The organism is Moraxella sp. CTOTU47618 (assembly GCF_032017425.1).
GTDB classification, from domain to species: domain Bacteria; phylum Pseudomonadota; class Gammaproteobacteria; order Pseudomonadales; family Moraxellaceae; genus Faucicola; species Faucicola tetraodonis.
In genome coordinates this window covers 12,325-32,869 of the sequence record NZ_DALZPW010000006.1, presented here as the reverse complement: position 1 = coordinate 32,869, position 20,545 = coordinate 12,325, and the positions used below count along the sequence as shown (strand labels likewise).

General features: G+C 44.3%; 17 protein-coding genes. 11 read left to right on the top strand and 6 right to left on the bottom strand.

Annotation, left to right across the window (positions count from 1 at the left end; translation table 11 throughout):
- Positions 1–138: 138 nt before the first annotated feature.
- The 8 genes from RTS09_RS06215 to RTS09_RS06180 all read left to right on the top strand — a co-directional run bounded on the left by RTS09_RS06215 (position 139) and on the right by RTS09_RS06180 (position 8,718).
- Positions 139–834: a YceI family protein gene (locus RTS09_RS06215; RefSeq protein WP_239741363.1), complete on the top strand. Its 696-nt coding sequence runs from the start codon at positions 139–141 to the stop codon at positions 832–834.
- Between the two features lie 176 nt (positions 835–1,010).
- The gene (locus tag RTS09_RS06210; RefSeq protein ID WP_312535273.1) at positions 1,011–1,661 is read left to right on the top strand and encodes a YceI family protein; all 651 of its coding nucleotides are present in this window, start codon (positions 1,011–1,013) and stop codon (positions 1,659–1,661) included.
- Between the two features lie 281 nt (positions 1,662–1,942).
- On the top strand, positions 1,943–2,668 hold the full coding sequence (locus RTS09_RS06205) for a LemA family protein (protein WP_239741365.1): 726 nt from the start codon (positions 1,943–1,945) through the stop codon (positions 2,666–2,668).
- Positions 2,669–2,865: 197 nt separating this feature from the next.
- On the top strand, positions 2,866–4,140 hold the full coding sequence (locus RTS09_RS06200; protein WP_312535271.1) for a TPM domain-containing protein: 1,275 nt from the start codon (positions 2,866–2,868) through the stop codon (positions 4,138–4,140).
- A 98-nt stretch (positions 4,141–4,238) separates the two neighbouring features.
- Positions 4,239–4,832, top strand: coding sequence for a TPM domain-containing protein (locus tag RTS09_RS06195; protein ID WP_312177177.1), 594 nt, complete (start codon positions 4,239–4,241; stop codon positions 4,830–4,832).
- 369 nt (positions 4,833–5,201) lie between these two features.
- Complete coding sequence (locus tag RTS09_RS06190) at positions 5,202–7,595, top strand: ATP-binding protein (protein WP_312535268.1); 2,394 nt, start codon at positions 5,202–5,204, stop codon at positions 7,593–7,595.
- A gap of 50 nt (positions 7,596–7,645) precedes the next feature.
- The gene (locus RTS09_RS06185) at positions 7,646–7,840 is read left to right on the top strand and encodes an SEL1-like repeat protein (RefSeq protein WP_076775324.1); all 195 of its coding nucleotides are present in this window, start codon (positions 7,646–7,648) and stop codon (positions 7,838–7,840) included.
- Positions 7,841–8,100: 260 nt separating this feature from the next.
- The gene (locus tag RTS09_RS06180; protein WP_409034776.1) at positions 8,101–8,718 is read left to right on the top strand and encodes an LOG family protein; all 618 of its coding nucleotides are present in this window, start codon (positions 8,101–8,103) and stop codon (positions 8,716–8,718) included.
- Positions 8,719–8,787: 69 nt separating this feature from the next.
- Here the strand turns inward: RTS09_RS06180 and RTS09_RS06175 are convergent, their stop codons facing one another.
- On the bottom strand, positions 8,788–10,197 hold the full coding sequence (locus RTS09_RS06175; RefSeq protein WP_312535262.1) for an FAD-binding oxidoreductase: 1,410 nt from the start codon (positions 10,195–10,197) through the stop codon (positions 8,788–8,790).
- A gap of 220 nt (positions 10,198–10,417) precedes the next feature.
- Between RTS09_RS06175 and serA the strand changes: the two genes are divergently transcribed.
- Positions 10,418–11,650, top strand: a complete 1,233-nt coding sequence (gene serA, locus RTS09_RS06170; RefSeq protein ID WP_138017899.1) for a phosphoglycerate dehydrogenase — start codon at positions 10,418–10,420, stop codon at positions 11,648–11,650.
- A 69-nt stretch (positions 11,651–11,719) separates the two neighbouring features.
- Here serA and RTS09_RS06165 read toward each other — a convergent pair whose 3' ends face one another.
- Both RTS09_RS06165 and ettA read right to left on the bottom strand, forming a co-directional pair.
- A complete protein-coding gene (locus RTS09_RS06165; protein WP_312523774.1) occupies positions 11,720–12,349 on the bottom strand; it encodes a hypothetical protein in 630 nt (209 codons plus the stop codon).
- Positions 12,350–12,460: 111 nt separating this feature from the next.
- The gene (ettA, locus tag RTS09_RS06160) at positions 12,461–14,122 is read right to left on the bottom strand and encodes an energy-dependent translational throttle protein EttA (protein WP_060995255.1); all 1,662 of its coding nucleotides are present in this window, start codon (positions 14,120–14,122) and stop codon (positions 12,461–12,463) included.
- Positions 14,123–14,407: 285 nt separating this feature from the next.
- On the opposite strand from ettA, the gene RTS09_RS06155 reads away from it, so the two are divergent.
- The gene (locus RTS09_RS06155) at positions 14,408–14,695 is read left to right on the top strand and encodes a GNAT family N-acetyltransferase (RefSeq protein WP_312535259.1); all 288 of its coding nucleotides are present in this window, start codon (positions 14,408–14,410) and stop codon (positions 14,693–14,695) included.
- A gap of 108 nt (positions 14,696–14,803) precedes the next feature.
- Here RTS09_RS06155 and infC read toward each other — a convergent pair whose 3' ends face one another.
- On the bottom strand, positions 14,804–15,301 hold the full coding sequence (infC, locus tag RTS09_RS06150) for a translation initiation factor IF-3 (protein WP_172460503.1): 498 nt from the start codon (positions 15,299–15,301) through the stop codon (positions 14,804–14,806).
- Positions 15,302–15,336: 35 nt separating this feature from the next.
- Positions 15,337–17,265 carry a threonine--tRNA ligase gene (thrS, locus tag RTS09_RS06145; RefSeq protein WP_312535257.1) on the bottom strand — a complete coding sequence of 643 codons (1,929 nt, stop codon included), beginning with the start codon at positions 17,263–17,265 and terminating at the stop codon, positions 15,337–15,339.
- A gap of 445 nt (positions 17,266–17,710) precedes the next feature.
- Here thrS and RTS09_RS06140 point away from each other — a divergent pair, with 445 nt between their 5' ends.
- The gene (locus RTS09_RS06140) at positions 17,711–18,730 is read left to right on the top strand and encodes a 5'-nucleotidase (RefSeq protein ID WP_312535255.1); all 1,020 of its coding nucleotides are present in this window, start codon (positions 17,711–17,713) and stop codon (positions 18,728–18,730) included.
- Positions 18,731–18,805: 75 nt separating this feature from the next.
- On the opposite strand, the gene RTS09_RS06135 is transcribed toward RTS09_RS06140, so the two are convergent.
- Positions 18,806–20,449, bottom strand: a complete 1,644-nt coding sequence (locus tag RTS09_RS06135) for a cation acetate symporter (protein WP_312535455.1) — start codon at positions 20,447–20,449, stop codon at positions 18,806–18,808.
- Between the last annotated feature and the right edge of the window lie 96 nt (positions 20,450–20,545).

The following is a 20,545-nucleotide window of genomic DNA, read 5'->3' as shown; positions in this document are numbered from 1 at the left end:
CAACAATTTACAAACAATACACGATAACAAGGGAAAGGTATATGTTATAATAACTTAATCCTACATAGACTAAGTTAAGTTTCATTAACAATGTTTTGTAAGCCCACACAGCTCTTATAATGTATCGAGGAAAATCCCATGAATAGCAAACTTTTAGCCACTGCCGCTATCACAGCGTTGTTAGCCACACAATTTGCCAATGCAGAATTGGTTATCTCGCAAAACGGTGAAACGCAAAAAGTTGGTGAAACCGCGGCTCAACCTGCAGCGGTCACAAAAGCGCCTAAAACCGCCAAAGTAGAAAAAGTTAAGCCAAGCAACAGCACCAGCTACAAACTAGACCCAAACCACGCCAATGTACGTTTTGCGATTGATCACTTCGGTACAACGACCAACCAAGGTGGTTTCTACGGCGTAACGGGTGACTTGAACTACAACCCCGCCAAAAATACAGGCAGCATCAACGTTGACATTCCTGTCAATAGTCTTGACACGGGTAACGAACATTTTACCAACCATTTAAAATCAGCTGAATTCTTTAACGCTGAAAAATACCCAACGGCTAATTTTAAATCAACCAAATTCCATTTCAAAAATGGCAAAGTAACGAAAGTTGACGGTAACTTGACGCTATTGGGCAAAACCAACCCAGTCAGCCTAAAAGCCACTAAATTTAATTGCTACAACAGCCCAATGCTGAAAAATGCGCAAGTATGTGGCGGTGATTTTGAGACTACCATTGACCGCACCAAATGGGGCATGGATACCTATGTCAAAATGGGTTTTGCTAAAGACGTGAAACTCAACATCCAAGTTGAAGCCGTACAACAATAAGCTTGCTTAGCGTTACCTAGAAGCCAATGTTAACGCATTGGCTTTTTTACGTTTCTACGATAGATAATTTCACAAACACTGAACTTTGCCAACACTCTTTGCACAGCTTGATTCAATTGATAAGTTAAAATGTTCAAACCAATGCAATTTTTAACGACTAATAATAAGGAAAGTTCATGACAGATAAAACTAACAACTTAGGGACACTTGCCAAACTTGCAGGCATGGCAACCACTGCCATTTTGACCAAAAAAGCCTTGGCTAAAACTTTTAGCTTAGGCGCAAAAGCAGTAAGCAAAGAAATCGTCAAATCTAATTCAATCAACTATAAACTTGACCCGATGCACACCAATGTGCGATTTAGCATTGACCATTTTGGCACCTCAACCAATCATGGTGGATTTTATGGCTTGGAAGGCGACATGGTATTTGACCCCGACAATCAAATAGGGCAAATTGACCTTGATATTCCGTTGGAAAAATTGCAAACAGGTCATAAGAAATTTGATGAACACTTAAAAAGTAAAGACTTTTTTAATGCAGATAAATATCCAACTGCCCACTTTACCTCTACTAAATTTATCTTTAAAAAGGGTAAATTACACCAAATTAAAGGCAATTTAACTTTGCTCAAAAAAACTCGCCCTATTACGTTGACAGCGAGCAAATTTAATAGCTATCCAAGTCCGTTACTCATGGCATATGTGTACGGTGGTGATTTTGAAACCACGATTGACCGTACCGATTGGGGGATTGATGGTTATGTCAAAATGGGTGTGAGTAAAAAGGTGAAATTAGTCATTCAAATTGAAGCCGCTCAACAATGATTTTTTGGTAGATAATAAAGGTAATCAAAAAGATCAGCGTTGGCTGGTCTTTTTTTGCTAAGCTGATTGCAAATTTTTAACTATTCAATTTTTAGCTATTCGTTTTTTAACTATTCGATATTTAACTATTCTAAGCCGCTAAGCCGGCTTTAATAAGTCTGCAGTTTGATACAAAACCATACAGCACTATACAAAACGTAAATTTACAGTAGCCACACATAGCTTCATAATTTTCAAAAACCTAGATATCGATTTATTTAATTTATCTTTGAGGAAAACTTATGAAACCATTCAATACCACAGTAAAAAACACCTTATTGGCCGCAGCCTTGGTGGTGGGTTCTGCCAATCTGACCGGTTGTGGTTATAACTCTATGCAAGCGCAAGATGAACAAATCAACGCGTCATGGTCAGAAGTAGTCAACCAGTATCAGCGCCGTGCTGACTTGATTCCAAACTTGGTCAAAGTCGTTGAGCGTTATGCCCAGCACGAACAAGCGACCTTAACCCAAGTCACACAAGCGCGTTCACAAGCGACGACTATCAATGTGAGTGCCGATGTACTCAATGACCCAGCGGCTTTTCAACGCTATCAACAAGCGCAAGATCAATTGGGCGGTGCGTTATCGCGCTTGATGGCAGTCTCAGAGCGCTATCCTGATCTAAAAGCGGACAAACAATTCCAAGAGTTACAAGCACAGCTTGAAGGCACCGAAAACCGCATTACCGTGGCACGGGGTCGTTATATCCAAGACGTTCAAACTTATAACACTACCGTACGCCAATTCCCAACCAATGTCACCGCAAAAGTGTTTGGTATGCATACCCGTCCAAATTTTACCGTGGCCAATGAGGCGCAAATCTCCACTGCACCAACTGTTGATTTTGGCAATAACAATACCAATACCGCAAATGCGGGCGGTCAGCCAGTGCAAAACAATGGGAACACTGCCAATGCCGGTGGTCAGCCTGTAAATAATTCGGCTACCGCGGCAGCGAAACCTTAATTCACCATTGTTAATGTTAACTGTATAGTTAAAGTTTGAGAGTTAAGAAGATTTTTTTAAATAGTCTGCCATCAGTCGGTGGCAGGCTCATTGGATAAGATTTGCATCAATTGTCAGACTAATTTTTTAATTTTTTAAAATAGTTGTTGAATTGACTAGATCATAATAAAAAAATTGCATACTTTGAGGAAACACAGGTGTCATTGAATATTGCACAGACACAGCCCAATTTACAGCGCTCCCATAATCAGCCGCAAAAATTGTCGTCTCGCTTATTAGCGAAGCGGGTGCTATTAAGTACTTTTACTGCACTGACCATCGGCATTGGGCTTGCGATGCCTATGGCAGCCGTTGCAGAAACTGCCACAGCGACAGCCAATTCCGCAACCGTTACCGCTAAGCCCACATTACAAGATCATAGTGTTGAGGACATGGTTGCGATTGCCAAAACCGCACAAACCAATGAAGCGCTCAATGATGCTGTACTCAATAATGATGCAATTAAAGAGACGTTAGGCAATGATGCGCTGCCGATACCAGGGGTCAATACTCAAGCAACTGGCAATCAGGCCAATAACAATCAGGCAACAGCTACCGCCAATGCCCAGACGACTACTACACCTAAACAGTCAACCCAAGTCCCTGTTGCCGCTGATAAACTAATCCTCAATAACCCTGTCATTGATGAAGCAAAAATTCTATCTGCCAGTGATAAACAAGCGATTGAAACCAAACTGCGTAGTCTTAATGACCGCGGCTTGGCGCAAGCAGCCGTGGTCATTGTACCAACCACCAATGGCGAGGATATTTTTGACTATTCAATGAAGGTCGCCGATCGTTGGAAACTGGGCAAAAAAGACACCGATCAGGGGCTGTTGATGGTTGTTGCCGTCAATGACCGTAAAATGTACATTTTAACAGGCTATGGTCTTGAAGGTACCATTCCTGATGCCGTCGCCAAACGCATTATTAGCGATGACATAACCCCAAGATTTAAACAAGGTGATTATGCCGGGGGCATCACAGCGGGAATTAATCGCATTGAAGAACGCTTGACGACCGATCCTGCTATTTTAAAGCAAGCCGATACCAATCGAGTCAATACCAATAGCAATGCCCAGTCAAATCAAGAGGGCGGCATACCGCTTATCTTCCTAGGCTTTTTTGGCTTTGTCGCTGGCATGATTTTGACCAGTATATTAGGGCGGTTTTTTGGTTCGATTGCTACGGCAGGTGGCATTGTAACGCTTGGTACAATCTTTGGCGCAGGCTTACTGGGCAGTATATTTGTGGCATTTATTGTCTTTTTATTCTTGCTCTTTCGTGGTGGCGGTGGTGGTCGCGGGGGCAGAGGCGGTGGCGGGGTTGTTTTCTTACCGGGTGGCGGCTTTGGCGGCGGTGGATTTGGTGGTGGCGGATTTAGTGGCGGCGGTGGCGGCTTTGGCGGCGGCGGCGCTGGTGGTGACTGGTAGTCAGTAATCGGCTAGTCAATAAAAAATTATTGAAAAAATTATTTTGAATTTACCCCTTATCATCAACTATATACTTCATTATTTTTTATGGAATTTTCATGAGCACAAATGACCCAATAACTGCAACGAATGGTGCCAACGAAGAAACCATTGCTTACACCTCACCGATGGCGACAGTGACTTCCACTGTGCCAAGTTGGGCTAGATGGTGGCGTCAAGTTGCGTTTATACCTAGCCTGCACAATCGCTGGTTAACGCCCAGCGCCCAACAGCAGTTAAATCAAGCAATTACCGAAGCTGAGCAAGGGCATCGCGGTGAAGTGGTGCTAGTGATTGAGAATCATTTGCCCATTTCGTCCGCACGGCTACAAAACAGCCGAGACAGAGCGATCGAAGTTTTTGGAGATTATCGCGTCTGGGATACGCAGGATAATACCGGGGTGTTGGTGTATCTTAATATCTGTGAGCGGCGTCTGGAGATTGTCGCGGATAGAGGCATCAATAGCCATGTGATGCCAACCATGTGGCAAGCGATGTGCGACAAGGCTATCGAAGGTATTAAAGCTAATCGACACATTGATAGCTTGGTTGCGCTATTGGGTGATGTGGGGCAATTGCTTCGTCAATATTACCAATTAGACAATGACCCAAGCGGCAACGAAATCGCTGACAAAATGATTTTTATAAAGTAGTTTTAAACTTAATTAGCATAGTGCGATGATGCAATCCCACCAAAAGCGATGTCACCCATCGCTTTTTTTATTGCTCAGCTTTTATTGCTAAATTTTTATTAACAAACAGTAAGCGGGTAAACTTCAAAATTTGGTATCAAAAATTATTAAGGATTATCTTTGCGGCGCTAAAAAATTGCGTTAAGGCTAGATAAAAGAATCGACAAATTTTGCTAGGCGAAACGATAAAATTTTACATATAATGAAACCGACATACCGCCACTCAGCTTGTTAGACAATTAGACAATTAGACAATTAGACAATTAGGCAATTAGACCAGTCGTCATGTTAGCGATAAATCATTACTTATAAAAATTTTGAGGGAATTCCATGCCAACGCTCACCAATGATATTGCTGATAGTATCGGTCAATTTTATCTCGGTCAAGACGTGTACCCAGAGCCTACACAAGGTCAAGCAACCCTATATGACGCAGCTAACTTAACAACCCATGCGGTGATTATTGGGATGACGGGCTCGGGTAAGACGGGTTTGGGGATTAGCTTACTGGAAGAAGCTGCGCTGGATAATATTCCGGTGATTGCGATTGACCCCAAAGGTGACTTGGGCAATTTGGCATTGACGTTTCCAAATTTGGCAGCCAGTGACTTTGAGCCGTGGATTGATAGCGGCATGGCAAGTCAAGCGGGTATGAGTGTGGCAGAGTTTGCCAAGCAAACCGCAGAAAACTGGCAACAAGGGCTTGGCAAAAGTTTTCAAACCCCGGAGCGTGTGCAAGCACTCAAAGCCGCCAATCGTGTCAGTGTCTATACCCCAGGTAGCGAGAATGGCTTACCGATTGCCCTACTTGGCAATCTTGTCCCGCCGCCCGATAGTGTCAAAAATGATGGCGAAAGCTATGCGGAGTATATCGATGCGACAGTGTCGGCACTGTTGGTGCTATTAAAAGTCGATGGGGATAACCTTGCACCCGAGCATGTGTTTTTGGCACAGCTACTTAAAAACGCCTGGGACAATAACCAAACTTTAACCTTGGTGGATTTGATTACCCAAATCCAAACGCCAGCGTTTGACAAAATCGGCATCCTGCCGCTGTCACAAGTATTTGCGGATAAAGACCGTAGCGCACTGGCGATGAAGCTCAATAGGCTTTTGGCATCACCGAGTTTTGCCAGCTGGCTTAAAGGCATGCCGCTGGATGCTGGCGCACTGTTTTATGATAAAAATGGCAAAGCACAAACCAGTGTGCTCAATATTGCCCATCTATCCGATGATGAGCGTTTATTTTTTGTCACCTTGTTGCTCACCAATTTATTGGGCTGGATGCGCCGTCAGCAAGGCACCTCAACCTTGCGGGCAATTTTGTACATGGATGAAGTATTTGGCTATCTACCGCCGATTGGCAATCCACCGACCAAAGTATTGCTATTGACCCTACTAAAACAAGCGCGTGCATTTGGTTTGGGGATTGTGTTATCGACCCAAAACCCAGTGGACTTGGACTACAAAGCCTTATCCAACGCAGGTACTTGGTTTATCGGACGGTTACAGACTGCCCAAGACCGTGAACGGGTGATGGATGGCTTGCTCTCTGCCAGCGGCAGCAGTGGACTGGACAAAGCGGCGCTTAATGCGTGGTTTGATAAACTCGGTAAACGCCAATTTTTGCTGCACAATGTGCATGACGCCAGCCCTGTGATTTTTAGTACCCGCTTCACGCTCAACTACTTATCAGGACCGCTTAGCAAACAGGCCATAGCACAGCTCAAAGCCAATAGCCAAGCGGCTGCCCCTACCGACCCAGCGCAAGCGCAAGCCACCACGCCTGCCATCAATCCATTAGCAAGCCCCATGAGTCAGCCGCCGGCCTTGCCCAAAGATGTGGGCTTGTATTATGCCCCCAAAGACATGGCGGGCGATGGGCAAACCTTCTATGAGCCTACTGCCTTTGCCTATGCGCGGGTATTTTTTAATGACAAAAAATCAGGCGCCCAAAGCCAGCAGCAGCTATTATTAACCACAGCATTTGGTGAGCCGCCGTTGGTGGTAGATTGGCATCAAGCGATTTTAAGTGATTTGACCTTTGAGCAGTTACAATCCGCTCCGCACCAACCCGCTGTGCTCAAACAACTGCCTACCCAAGCGCTCGACAAGGCATCATGGAGAACTTGGGAAAAAGATGTGAAAGAAGCCATCCGTCAGCAGCAAGTGTTAAACCTGTGGTATGTCGATAGTTTAAAGCTGTATAGCGAAGTGGCAGAGAGCGAAGACGCCTTCCGCAATCGACTCATCGTACCGCTGCATGAACAGCGTGATATCGCCATTGCCCAGCTGCGAGATAGCTTTGCTAAAAAACAAGACGCGCTAGCCAAAAAATTGCAAGCCGCCAATGAAAAATACCAACAACAAGCCGCTGAGTCGAGCAAAGGCTGGCTTGATGCAGGGGTCAGTATTGGTTCTGCGGTCTTAGGCGCATTTATGGGTCGCAAGGCGTTGTCACAGACCAATATCAATAACGTCAAACGTGCCATGAACTCGGTGGGCGATATCAATGCCAACAAACAAACCGTCGCAGAGCTTGATGCGATTCGCCAGCAGCTGCAGCAGGAGTTAGATAGCATCGGGCAGCAGTTACAAAGCCAAATCGACAGCTTGGCAACCACGTATGATGCTCAGTCAATAGCACTTGATACTGTACAGATTGCCCCAGCAGCGAAGGATATTACGGTGTTGTTGGTTGGTGTGTTGTATCAGCCGCTATAAACAGACGCAATATAAACCTTTTGACCCCATCAAATTTCGCGGAATGCGGTATGACCCCAACGTCTGAATACGAACAGCAAGCCCAATATTTTCTCGCCAACATCTATGCCAGTGGCAATGGCGTCGCTGCCGATGCTGACAAAGCAAGCGCTTGGCTGAAGCAATCTAGCAAATATGGTTATGCTGCAGCGCTCACTAAATTACGCCCATCTTTGACAGAGACAGCTGATGACCATCATACCTAGGTGGTCTCCTTAATAGCTTTTGATAGCTTATTTTTGTTCTCAAGCCTTTCTTATTCAGCGTTTCATTGATGGCTTTTTAACAGCCATTGCTTTATTTTTCGCCAACTGCACCAATTATAATGCCTATGCGCCAAATGTAGCCAAAATGAGATACGCTGCGCCTAGGCTGCGTTCACGAATTTGTAGGATGATTGAGCTATAATGACAACACATTAAAAGGAAAAAGCATGACACCCGTAGATATTATTACTAGTAAAGAAATGAGCGATATTGCACAAATTGTCAAACTTCATGATATTGATGTTCCCTTGGTGGCTGTGTATTGCGGCTCTCGCAAAGGCAATGACCCCGTCTATGTCCAATCGGCGTATGAATTGGGCAGGGCATTGGTTGAAGCGGGATTAGGTCTGGTGTATGGCGGTGCGGTGATTGGCTGTATGGGCGCGGTTGCCGATGGTGTGATTGAAAAAAACGGCATTGCCGTGGGTGTGATTCCCGAATTTATGATGGATCGAGAAGTGGCGCATGGCGGGCTGACGCGTCTGCATTTGACCGATACCATGCATACCCGTAAAGCCATCATGGCAGAGTACGCCAGTGCCTTTATCACCTTGCCAGGTGGGCTTGGCACGCTTGAGGAAATCATGGAAATTGCCACTTGGCGACAGCTATATCAACATGAAAAACCGATGATTATTCTCAATATCAATGGTTTTTATGACAAATTGATTGAACATCTACAGTTTACCGCTGAGCAAGGTTTTATGAAACCAGAAGATTTACAGCGATTAATCGTTTGTAATACTGTCGCCGATGCCATTGAACTCCTCAAACCGATTGTTAACATGCCAGACACGCTGAATGTGAATAAAATCTAACTTTGTTAGCGACAAAAAAAAGACCTCAGTTAAAGGTCTTTTTTTGTATCCTTTTTTTATCAATGTTATCTAGTCGAAAATCTTACCACGATTCATAATCCCATTGGGGTCAAAGACTTGTTTGATGGCACGCAAATAATCAATTTCTTCATCAGGACGGGTGTAATTAAGATACGGCTTTTTGGTCATACCCACGCCATGCTCGGCTGAGATAGAGCCGTTGTATTTTTGCACCGTTTCAAACACATACTTGTTGACCACTTGGCATTTTTCAAAAAATTCGTCTTTGCTAAGGTTTTCTGGTTTTAAAATATTTAAATGTAAATTACCATCGCCGATATGCCCAAACCAGCACACTTGAAAATCCGGATAGTTTTGGCTAACAATGGCATCGATATCCGCGATAAACTCTGGCACACGGCTGATGAGCACGGAGATGTCATTTTTGTACGGGGTAAATACTGAGATGGTTTCAGAGATATACTCACGCAGTTTCCATAGCTCTTGGGCTTGGTGAATGGATTGGCTCATCACCCCATCAAGCACCCAGCCTTCGCTCATACAGTCTTCAAAAATCTGCATCGCCATGTCCATAATCGGCTCGTAAGGCGCTTCAAATTCGAGTAGCGCATAAAATGGCGCATCGGTTTCAAACGGTTTTTGCACATGCCCTGTGGCAAGTAATTTATCAACGGCGACATCATCAAAAAATTCAAACGCAGTCAAATCCATTTTGCTTTGAAAGGCTGACAAGATTTGCATAATATTGGCAAACTCTGGCACGCCAAGCACCATGACAGTTAGGTTTTTGGGCTGGCGCTCTAGCTTGACTTGCACTTCGGTGACAATCCCAAGCGTACCTTCTGCACCGATAAGCAAATGACGCAAGTCATAACCGGTGGCATTTTTTATCATGCCTTTATTGAGGTGCAAAATATCGCCTTTACCTGTCACCACGGTCATACCCAAAATCCAGTTGCGGGTCATGCCGTATTTGATGACCTTGATACCGCCGGCATTGGTGCCAATATTGCCGCCAAGCTGGCTAGAACCGGCTGAGGCAAAGTCCACGGGATAGTATAACCCTTGCTGCTGGGCAAAATCTTGCAGCGCTTTGGTGACGATACCCGCCTCCACTTCCACCATACGGTCTGCAGGGTAGAAGCCCAATACTTGGTGCATTTTATCAAGGCTAATCACGACCTCGCCATTGGCGGCAACCGCCCCTGCGGATAAGCCGGTTCGCCCACCGCTTGGGGTAATGACGATGTTAAGCGCATTACAGAGCTTGACGATGGCTTGCACTTGCTGGGTGGATTTTGGGAAGACAATGGCGCTGGCATTGGGCTCAAAATGCTTGGTCCAATCTTTGCCCCAATAGCCCAAACTATCCGCATCGGTTTTGATTTGGTGTTCGTCAAATCCTTGCTGGCGTAGTTGTTCAATGAGCGTATTGATGGCGGTCTGATTAGCAGTCATAGCGTGGCTTTTACCCATATGTTTATACAGATTGAAAAGGTTTTTGAGGCTCTATCATAGCATAACTAACGGAATAAATTTTGACAAAAACACTGGCGATTGATGAAGAATTTTTTACCCATAAGACAAAAAAATCATGCCATCTTGCTGGAATTTCACCACAAAAAACCCAGTAAGTGTGATAGGATAATTGACTAAAAATACTGACTAGGGGTTTGTTATGGCACAAAATCTATCACTTGAGAAAGACAAAATCCGCTTTTTGATGCTTGAAGGCTTGCATGACAATGCCTTTAAAGTGCTGTCAGAGGCGGGCTATCACAATGTTGAGAATATCAAAACCGCCTTAGACCCCGAAGAACTTAGCGAAAAAATCAAAGACGCCCATTTTATCGGCATTCGGTCTCGCACCCATTTGACCCGCGATATTTTAGAAAAAGCCGAAAAGCTCATCGCCATTGGCTGTTTTTGTATTGGCACCAACCAAGTGGACTTGGAAGCTGCCCGTGAGCTGGGTATCCCTGTCTTTAACGCCCCTTACTCTAACACCCGCTCTGTGGCAGAATTGGTACTTGCCGAAATCATCATGCTGATGCGCGGTATCCCTGAAAAAAATGCCGTGGTACACCGTGGCGGCTGGAACAAATCTGCCAAAGACAGCTATGAAGTGCGCGGCAAAACTTTAGGTATCGTGGGTTATGGCTCTATTGGTACTCAGTTATCGGTACTCGCTGAAAGCCTTGGTATGAAAGTCATCTATCATGATGTGGTCACCAAATTGCCACTGGGCAACGCCACCCAAGTGGGTAGCCTAGAAGAACTGCTTGGTAAAGCCGATGTGGTCACCCTGCATGTACCAGATTTGCCAAGTACGCGTAATATGATTACCGCCACAGAATTGGCGGCCATGAAGCCAGGCGCGCATCTTATTAATGCGGCGCGTGGCAAATGTGTGGATATTGATGCGCTGGCAGCAGCCCTGCAAAGCGGTCATATCTTGGGCGCGGCGATTGACGTGTTCCCCAAAGAGCCAAAATCAGCGGATGAAGAATTTGAATCACCACTGCGCGCGTTTGACAATGTGATTTTGACACCGCATATCGGTGGCTCAACCCAAGAAGCCCAAGCCAATATCGGTCTTGAAGTGGCAGAAAAATTTGTGCGTTATTCTGATATGGGTGATACCGCAACCTCAGTGAATTTCCCAAATGTTAGTATGCCGCAAAAAGAAGGCACGCATCGTCTGCTACATATTCACCAAAACGTGCCTGGCGTGTTGTCACAGATTAACAAATCCTTTGCCGATGCCAATATCAATATTTTTGCTCAAAGCCTGATGACGGAAGAAGATGTGGGGTATTTGGTGATGGATGTGGGTAGCGGCGATTCTGCGCAAGCGGTTGAAGCACTCAAAAATATCCCAGAAACCATTCGGGTGCGGGTGTTGTTTTAATTTTTAAATCTGAATAAAAAACCAACTTATCAAAGTTGGTTTTTTATTTTAGTTCTTAAATAATTATTATTATTTTTTTTCTACTTCAGCTATTGGTTGCCAGTTTTCAGGAAGAAAACTTTTTATCAGTGTATTTTGTCCGTAATCCACCATCTGTCCCCATAAATACAATACGAATAAAGCTAACAGTACACCACCCATTATTTCATTGTCGCTTGTTTCAGAATCATTTTCCATATTACTAGTAGGTCTAGCCATAAATGCTCCAAAAGATTTTCCACAAATAGCTGTGAAAAGAACCATAGTTGCATAAAATAAAATATTATTCAAATTATGCAAACTGACACTATCTAAAATTTTGGGTGGATTAAGATTTAAAAAGATATAACTTAAAAATATTGATAAAGTTGCTAAAATTATAGAAATAAAAAATGCAAAAAAACCATTAATTTTAGCTGATAATCTAGAAAGAGTTGACGCAAATGTTGTCACAAACAAAAAGAACGCCATACTAACCATCATATTACTAACATTAAAAGCTGCGGAAAGGTTCCCAGGGTCTGTTACTTGAGATGATGAATTTGCTTGTAACTGAGATAATAGCCATGTAATAATGCCAAAAATTAGAGATGCGACTCCAACCGATATACCAATAAAATTAGTCTTTAACTCATTAATTGCATTAGATTTAAAACCCATTAAACCCCCATTGTAGCATGAAGTCAAAAGTCAAAGGTTTATTGACAATTATTGAGAAATTATCCAGACACATCCAATAAGATTGGATAATTTCTCAGGCTTAAATAAGCATTACTTCGCAATCTTTTTATATTTCATGCGTTTTGGCTCGGCATCCGCGCCCAACTGTTTTTTGCGATATGTTTCAAACTCCGAGTAGTTACCATCAAACCAAATCGGACCTTCATCCTCAAACGCCAAAATATGGGTGGCAATACGGTCTAAGAACCAGCGGTCATGCGACACCACCATCACCGTACCTGGGAACACTTCCACCGCATCTTCAAGCGCGCGCAACGTCTCGACATCAAGGTCGTTTGATGGCTCATCGAGTAACAGCACATTTGCCCCTTGTTTTAAGGTTTTGGCAAGTTGCAGACGGTTACGCTCACCACCTGACAGGCTGCCGACCAGTTTTTGTTGGTCTTGACCTTTAAAGTTAAAGCGTCCGATATAGGCACGGCTAGGCGTGGTGTATTCGCCCACGGTAATCATGTCAAGACCGTCGGAGACTTCTTCCCACACAGTTTTTTTGTCGTCCAGCTCATCGCGTACCTGTCCCACATACGCCACTTTCACTGATTCACCGACTTCAACTGTGCCCGTGTCTGGCTTGTCTTTGCCTGTAATCATGTTGAACAAGGTTGTTTTACCTGCACCATTGGGTCCGATAATCCCCACAATCGCCATCGGTGGCACAGTGAAGGATAGGTTTTCGTATAGCAAACGGTCACCAAATGATTTTGAGATATTGTTGACTTCAATCACTTTGTTGCCAAGACGTGGTCCTGGTGGAATGTAGATTTCAGCGGTTTCGTTACGCTGTTGGAATTCTTTGGAGTTTAATTCCTCAAAACGTTGCAAGCGAGATTTTGATTTGGCTTGCTGGCCTTTTTGGTTTTTACGCACCCATTCAAGCTCTTGTTTCAGCGCTTTGGCAAAGGCTTCTTCTTGTTTTTGCTCTTGTTCTAGGCGTTTATTTTTTTGCTCAAGCCACTCAGTGTAGTTACCTTGGTAAGGGTAGCCATAGCCACGGTCAAGCTCCAAAATCCACTCTGCCACATTATCAAGGAAATAGCGGTCATGGGTAATCGCTACAATAGTGCCGCTATAGTCTTTTAAGAAATGCTCAAGCCAAGCGACTGATTCAGCGTCCAAGTGGTTGGTAGGTTCGTCAAGGAGCAGCATATCAGGTTTTGATAGTAATAGACGGCATAAGGCGACGCGGCGTTTTTCCCCACCCGATAATTTGCTCACGTCGGCATCCCACGCGGGTAGGCGCAGCGCATCGGCGGCTTTTTCTAACTGGTTGTTTAGGTTATGGGCATCCCATGCTTGGATGATGTCTTCCATCTTACCTTGTTCGGCGGCAAGTTTGTCAAAGTCGGCATCGGGTAAGGCATATTCGCCATAGATTTCATCAAGACGCGCCAATGCATCTAGGGCTTCACGCACACCGTCTTCTACATTGCCGCGCACATCTTTGGCAGGGTCTAGCTGCGGTTCTTGGGCAAGGTAGCCAATCTTGATACCTGCTTGCGCACGCGCTTCACCGTTATACTCGGTATCCACGCCTGCCATGATTTTAAGAAGTGTTGATTTACCGGCACCGTTGAGACCCAGCACACCAATTTTTGCACCGGGGAAAAAAGACAGGCTGATGTCTTTTAGGATTTCCCGTTTGGGTGGAACAATTTTTGATACCTTGTTCATGGTATAAATATATTGAGCCATGTTTTTCCTGTTTAAGTTAGCTAATAGCAAGTGAATGTAAGGCGTATCATCAACGCCAAAAAATTTGAAAATGGTAAGATTTAACCGCTTATTATCGCATTGTTAACAGGGTGGGGCAAGGTAAAAGCCTAGCGAAAAATCATTTGCAAAGCCCATACCGAATAGGCAAGAACTTTTACAAGTCATGGACAGTGGCTGTGATAATATCAAACGGCAAATAACCAAGCGACAAATAACAAGGTCACAGATAGCATAATAGACAAAAAAATACACAAGGAGACAACCATGTCGGATTTACAATTATCTATTCACCATAACGATCAATCACAACGCTTTGAAACCACCGTTGACGGCACTACTGCTTACATCAGCTATGTGGATAATGGTGATGTTATCGTATATGATCATACCATTGTGCCAGACGCGATCGGCGGGCGCGGCATTGCAGGGGCGTTGACCAAACACGCGCTAGACTATGCCCGTGAGCAAGGTAAAAAAGTAGTCCCAGCCTGCTCTTACGTGGCAAGCTATCTGCAAAAGCACCCTGAATATAGTGATTTAAAAGTACAATGATTTAAAAATACAGTGATTTAAAAGCTTAAAATTTTATCAATACATCAACACGGCAATAAAAAAACCACATAGGTTAATGTGGTTTTTTTATCGATTAGGGTTTGCTGATTATTTTTTCTTGGTAGGTCCAAGTAGCATACCCATTTGACGACCTTCAACTTTTGGTTGTTGTTCAACATTGGCAACGTCGGTGGTATCGGCAATGACTTTTTCAAGCTGCTGCAAGCCAATTTGTTGGTGAGCCATCTCACGACCACGGAAGCGAATGGTGACTTTGACTTTGTCTTGGTCTTCCAAAAACTCACGGATTTTACGAAGTTTGACTTGATAGTCGGCTTCTTCCGTGCCGGGACGCAATTTGATTTCTTTAAGCTGCGTTTGTTTTTGGTTCTTTTTGGCTTCTTTGGCTTTTTGTTTTTGGTCGTACAGATATTTTCTGTAGTCCATCACTTTGGCAACAGGAGGCTGAGCGTCTGGTACTATCTCGACCAAATCCAACTCAGCATCACGGGCGGCCTGCAAAGCCGTTTTTATATCCACAACACCAACTTGTTCGCCGTCTTCTTTGACTAAGCGTACCTCTTTGGCACGAATTTCCTCGTTGATGTCTAATCGGTTTGAACTCTTAATAATACTTACTCCTACGCTGTTTTTGATTTGACGCGCCCTTTTTGGGCGGTCGCTTGGTTAACCAAGTCGATAAAGTCATCAATACTCATCACGCCAAGGTTGTCACCTTCACGAGTACGCACGTTAACTTGGTTGCTTTCTACTTCTTTATCACCCATGACAATCATATAAGGAATACGTTCAAGGGTGCGTTCTCTAATTTTAAAGCCAATTTTCTCATTACGCAAATCGGTGATGACACGAAGTCCGGCTTGATTCAATTGTTCGGCGACTTTTTGACAGGCTGGCGCTTGGTTGTCGGTAATATTCATCACCACAACTTGCTGCGGTGCAAGCCAGACTGGCATCCAACCGGCGTAATGCTCAATGAGCATACCGATAAAGCGTTCAAATGACCCCAAAATCGCACGGTGTAGCATCACAGGGCGCTCACGTTCGCCTTGCTCATTGACAAACTCCGCACCTAGTCGCTCTGGCAGGTTAAAGTCAAGCTGCAGTGTACCGCATTGCCATACTCGGCCAAGACAGTCTTTAAGGCTAAACTCGATTTTGGGTCCATAAAATGCGCCTTCACCTGGCAGATACTGCCAGTCAAGCCCGGCATTATCCAACGCGTCCGCTAAGTCTTTTTCTGCCAAGTCCCACAGTTCGTCAGCACCGACCCGTTTTTCTGGGCGAGTCGAGAGTTTCATTTGCACGTCATCAAAACCAAAGTCTTTATACACATCAAGGGTAAGCTTGATAAAGTCTTGGGCTTCTTGTTTGATTTGCTCATTACTACAAAAAATATGCGCGTCATCTTGGGTAAAGCCACGCACCCGCATGATGCCATGGAGTGAACCTGACGGCTCATTACGGTGGCACGAACCAAACTCAGCAAGACGCAATGGCAAGTCACGGTAGGATTTTAACCCTTGATTGAACACTTGCACGTGACACGGGCAGTTCATCGGCTTAATCGCATAGTCACGTTTTTCACTATGGGTGGTGAACATCATGTCGCCATAATTTTCCCAGTGTCCTGATTTTTCCCATAGGCTTCTATCGACGATTTGCGGGGTTTTGATTTCAAGATAGCCGTTATCTTTTTGTACTTTTCGCATATACTGCTCAAGCACTTGCCACATCGTCCAGCCATTGGGATGCCAAAACACCATACCAGGCGCTTCTTCTTGCATATGAAATAAATCAAGCGCTTTACCGATTTTACGATGGTCGCGTTTTTCCGCTTCTTCGATACGCTGAATATAAGCTTTTAGGTCTTTTTTATCTGCCCAAGCGGTACCGTAAATACGTTGTAGTTGCTCATTTTTGGCATCACCGCGCCAGTAGGCACCACTCATTTTGGTGAGTTTAAAAGCTTTTAAGAAACGGGTATTGGGCACGTGTGGTCCACGGCACATATCAACATATTCTTGGTGATAGTACAAACCCATTTGAGTTTCATTCGGCATATCTTCGATAAGACGTAATTTATAAGTCTCGCCACGGTCTTGGAATACTTTGATAACCTCATCACGCGGTGTCATTTTTTTGATGACATCGTAATCTTGGTTAATCAATTGCGTCATGCGCGCTTCGATTTTTTCCATATCTTCTGGCGTAAATGGGCGCTCGCTATAGATATCGTAATAAAAACCCTCTTCAATCACAGGACCGATAACCATCTTCACCTCAGGATACAGCTGTTTGACAGCATGACCCAGTAAGTGAGCGGTCGAGTGGCGAATGATTTCCACACCTTCCTCGTCTTTTGGCGTGATGATTTGGACGGTTGCGTCTTCGCTAATCGGGTCACACGCATCAACTAATTTACCGTTGACACGTCCTGCAACGGTGGCTTTGGCAAGCCCTGCGCCGATGCTTTGTGCCACTTCCATGACTGACGTTTGTCCATCAAATTGTTTAATATCGCCGTTTGGTAAGGTAATGGCTACCATAATTGCTCCTGTTGTCCTTTGGCAGTGATGACCGTTACTATCGGTCATGTAACCGTGAGAGATGGGAATAAAAAAAGGGAAAAACTTTGCCCATCCAGACTTACCGTGTCTAGATAGGCATTACAATCCCATGAATTCGTCGCTTTGCAAAAAGCGTAAACAAGATATTATAGCAAATTGCGGTGATGAAACCAACTTGCTGATTGAATTGCTTGCAGTGATGACACAAAATGAGGTAGCTCATGATATGCGTGTAAAAAACACTACAATAGACGACAGCCAATGCTTGGTATCTCCAATACGACAGGGTGTCTTGACACTAAACTGTGCGCCTTTACACCAACAAGTTACAGGAATAATCTAGATTACCCGTGGCAAAACTTATATAACTACAGCATAGTGAGTGCTATGCTTCATAACAACACGATTGATTAAGGGCATTTTTATGTCAGTTGATTTTTCCAATACATTAATTGTGGCGGTCTCTGCCACGGCATTGTTTGACCTATCGGAGTCTGAGCGGTTTTTTCAACAAGCGATAGCCCAAGATCCAGAAACGGCGATTGATAAATTTCGCAGCTATATGATTGAACGTGAAAATGATCCCTTGCAAACTGGGACGGGTTATCCGCTTATCAAAGCCTTACTCAATCTCAATCACCATTGTGTAGCCGATGACAAGGGCGAGGGCATCGCTGCGCCCATGGTTGAAGTGGTGATTATGTCAAAAAACAGCCCAGATACCGGTATTCAAGTATTAAATGCGCTGCGTAGTCATGGACTACCGATTAGTCGCTCGGCATTTACCTCAGGCGAAGGGGTGGCAGATTATGTGGCAGATTTTAAGGTGGATTTGTTTTTGACCACCAATCATGAAGATGCCCAGCAAGTCACCGATGCAGGCGTGTGTGCCTGCGCGATTTTGGATGCGCCACCGATTGATATGAAAGAGCTAGACACCAATCAGCTACGCATTGCATTTGATGGCGATGCCGTGTTATTTGATGAAGCAGGGGAACTATTGTCGCGCCAGCAAGGACTCAAAGCGTTTCATGATTATGAAGCCAAAATGAGTGATGTGCCGATGAATAAAGGCCCGTATGCGGATTTTTTAATTAAACTCTCTAAACTACAAAAACGCCTGCCTGCTAAAATCAAGCATCCACCGATTCAAATTGCACTGGTGACGGCACGCAATGCGCCTGCTGATTTGCGCGCGATTAAGACATTACGTGATTGGGGCGTCAATGTGGATTTGGCATTCTTTTTAGGTGGCTTGGATAAACGCCATGTACTGCAAACCTTTGCCCCGCATATTTTCTTCGATGACTCCATTCATAATTACGAATCTGCTAAAGGCGTAGTACCCTCAGGGCTAGTGCCTTATAGCTCAAAATCAAAATTGTATGTCAAACAAGCGGATGCCACGACAACCCAAAACCTGGTTGAAATCCATCAAGCCTAAAATTCATAGGTTTTATAAAAAACCCAATATAAAAATACCGCTTATGGTAAGCGGTATTTGTTATTGAACATTGGATTAGTGGTCAGATGCACCTGACGCACCGATACCGGTTAATGAACGTACATACTGTGCATCAAAGCCTTTTCTATCTAACTCAGCGCGTGGTGAGTTGTCAGTGATAGACGCGATCCACGCTAGAATGAAGGTCACAGGCATACTAAATAATGCCACGTTTTTGTATGGGAAAGCAGGTGATTCGTGTTTCATGATATCTACCCAAACCGCAGGTCCTAAGATAATCAGTAACACTGCGACTGCTAAGCCTGCAAACCCACCGATGACCGCACCACGCGTGGTTAGACCACGCCAGAACATCGCTAAGAAAAGAATCGGGAAGTTAGCAGATGCCGCGACCGCAAATACCAAGCTTGCAATGAACGCAAGGTTTTGGTTTTCAAAGATAATACCGGTCACGATTGACAATAAACTTAACGCAACCACAGTAATTTTTGATGCACGCATCTCTTCTTCAGGTCTCGCTTGACCTTTTCTGATAACACTCGCATACAAATCATGGCTGACCGCTGAGGCGCCTGATAACGTCAAACCTGCCACAACCGCTAGGATAGTTGCAAAAGCAACAGCCGAGATAAAGCCTAAGAATAAGTTACCACCCACGGCATGGGACAAGTGAATCGCTGCCATGTTGGCACCACCGATGAGTGCTTGTGAGCTTACGCCATTTTTCACCACTGTCGTAAAATAATCTGGATGTTCAGCTAGGATAACGATAGCACCCAAACCAATAAGAACGATCATAAAATACACGTAAGAAATACAGCTAGCGGCAACCAGTACCGATTTGCGGGCTTGTTTGGCATCTGGCACCGTAAAGAAACGCATCAATACGTGTGGTAAACCTGCTGTACCAAACAATAGACCCAAACCTAATGAGATAGATTCAATGGGATTATTAACCAATTTACCAGGCGACAAAATCGCTTCATGCTTATCATGAATCGCCACTGCTGACTTAAATAATTTGTCAAAACTAAAACCAACATGGCTCATCACCATAAATGCCATGAAAGTCGCACCTGACATCAATAAAACTGCTTTGATAATCTGTACCCAAGTGGTGGCTAGCATACCGCCAAATAGTACATAAATCATCATTAAAATACCCACGATTAGTACAGCATAGATATAGTCCAAACCAAATAATAACTCAATTAGTTTACCCGCACCAACCATCTGCGCAACCAAATATAGCGCAACGACGACCAAGGTACCGGATGCAGCAAAAATACGTACTGGGGTTTGGGAAAAACGATAAGATGCCACATCTGCGAAGGTAAATTTACCCAAGTTACGTAGCCGCTCAGCGATTAAGAATAAAATAATTGGCCAGCCAATCAAGAAGGCTAGCGTATAAATCATGCCATCATAACCGACGGTAAAAACCATACTCGATAACCCCAAAAAGGTTACCGCTGACATATAGTCCCCTGCAATAGCAATCCCGTTTTTGGTACCTGAGATACCGCCGCCCGCGGTATAGAAGTCGCTAGCGGTTTTGTTTTGTTTTGACGCCCAGTAAGTAATACCGAGTGTTGCAAAAACGAAAATCAAGAACATGATAATGGCTGAGATATTCAGCGGTTGTTTTTTTACTTCGCCTTCTAGGGCGCCCGCTGCCCATGCTGGCATCTGTGCCATCAGACCCACTAGCGTCAAGCTTACGGCAGTTGAAACCTTGCCGATACGCTTGTGCAAGCCTTTAACAGCCAGGCCGTTATATTGTTGTTTTAACAT

Bases quoted from the DNA above. Each gene is read 5' to 3' on its own strand.
- RTS09_RS06205 (WP_239741365.1), top strand. From the start codon at position 1,943: ATGAAACCATTCAATACCACAGTAAAAAACACCTTATTGGCCGCAGCC.
- RTS09_RS06175 (WP_312535262.1), bottom strand. From the start codon at position 10,197: ATGACTGCTAATCAGACCGCCATCAATACGCTCATTGAACAACTACGC.
- ettA (WP_060995255.1), bottom strand. From the start codon at position 14,122: ATGGCTCAATATATTTATACCATGAACAAGGTATCAAAAATTGTTCCA.
- RTS09_RS06210 (WP_312535273.1), top strand. From the start codon at position 1,011: ATGACAGATAAAACTAACAACTTAGGGACACTTGCCAAACTTGCAGGC.
- RTS09_RS06140 (WP_312535255.1), top strand. From the start codon at position 17,711: ATGTCAGTTGATTTTTCCAATACATTAATTGTGGCGGTCTCTGCCACG.
- RTS09_RS06180 (WP_409034776.1), top strand. From the start codon at position 8,101: ATGAGCGATATTGCACAAATTGTCAAACTTCATGATATTGATGTTCCC.
- serA (WP_138017899.1), top strand. From the start codon at position 10,418: ATGGCACAAAATCTATCACTTGAGAAAGACAAAATCCGCTTTTTGATG.
- RTS09_RS06155 (WP_312535259.1), top strand. From the start codon at position 14,408: ATGTCGGATTTACAATTATCTATTCACCATAACGATCAATCACAACGC.
- RTS09_RS06190 (WP_312535268.1), top strand. From the start codon at position 5,202: ATGCCAACGCTCACCAATGATATTGCTGATAGTATCGGTCAATTTTAT.
- RTS09_RS06195 (WP_312177177.1), top strand. From the start codon at position 4,239: ATGAGCACAAATGACCCAATAACTGCAACGAATGGTGCCAACGAAGAA.
- RTS09_RS06135 (WP_312535455.1), bottom strand. From the start codon at position 20,449: ATGGCACAGATGCCAGCATGGGCAGCGGGCGCCCTAGAAGGCGAAGTA.
- thrS (WP_312535257.1), bottom strand. From the start codon at position 17,265: ATGGTAGCCATTACCTTACCAAACGGCGATATTAAACAATTTGATGGA.
- RTS09_RS06165 (WP_312523774.1), bottom strand. From the start codon at position 12,349: ATGGGTTTTAAATCTAATGCAATTAATGAGTTAAAGACTAATTTTATT.
- RTS09_RS06215 (WP_239741363.1), top strand. From the start codon at position 139: ATGAATAGCAAACTTTTAGCCACTGCCGCTATCACAGCGTTGTTAGCC.
- RTS09_RS06185 (WP_076775324.1), top strand. From the start codon at position 7,646: ATGACCCCAACGTCTGAATACGAACAGCAAGCCCAATATTTTCTCGCC.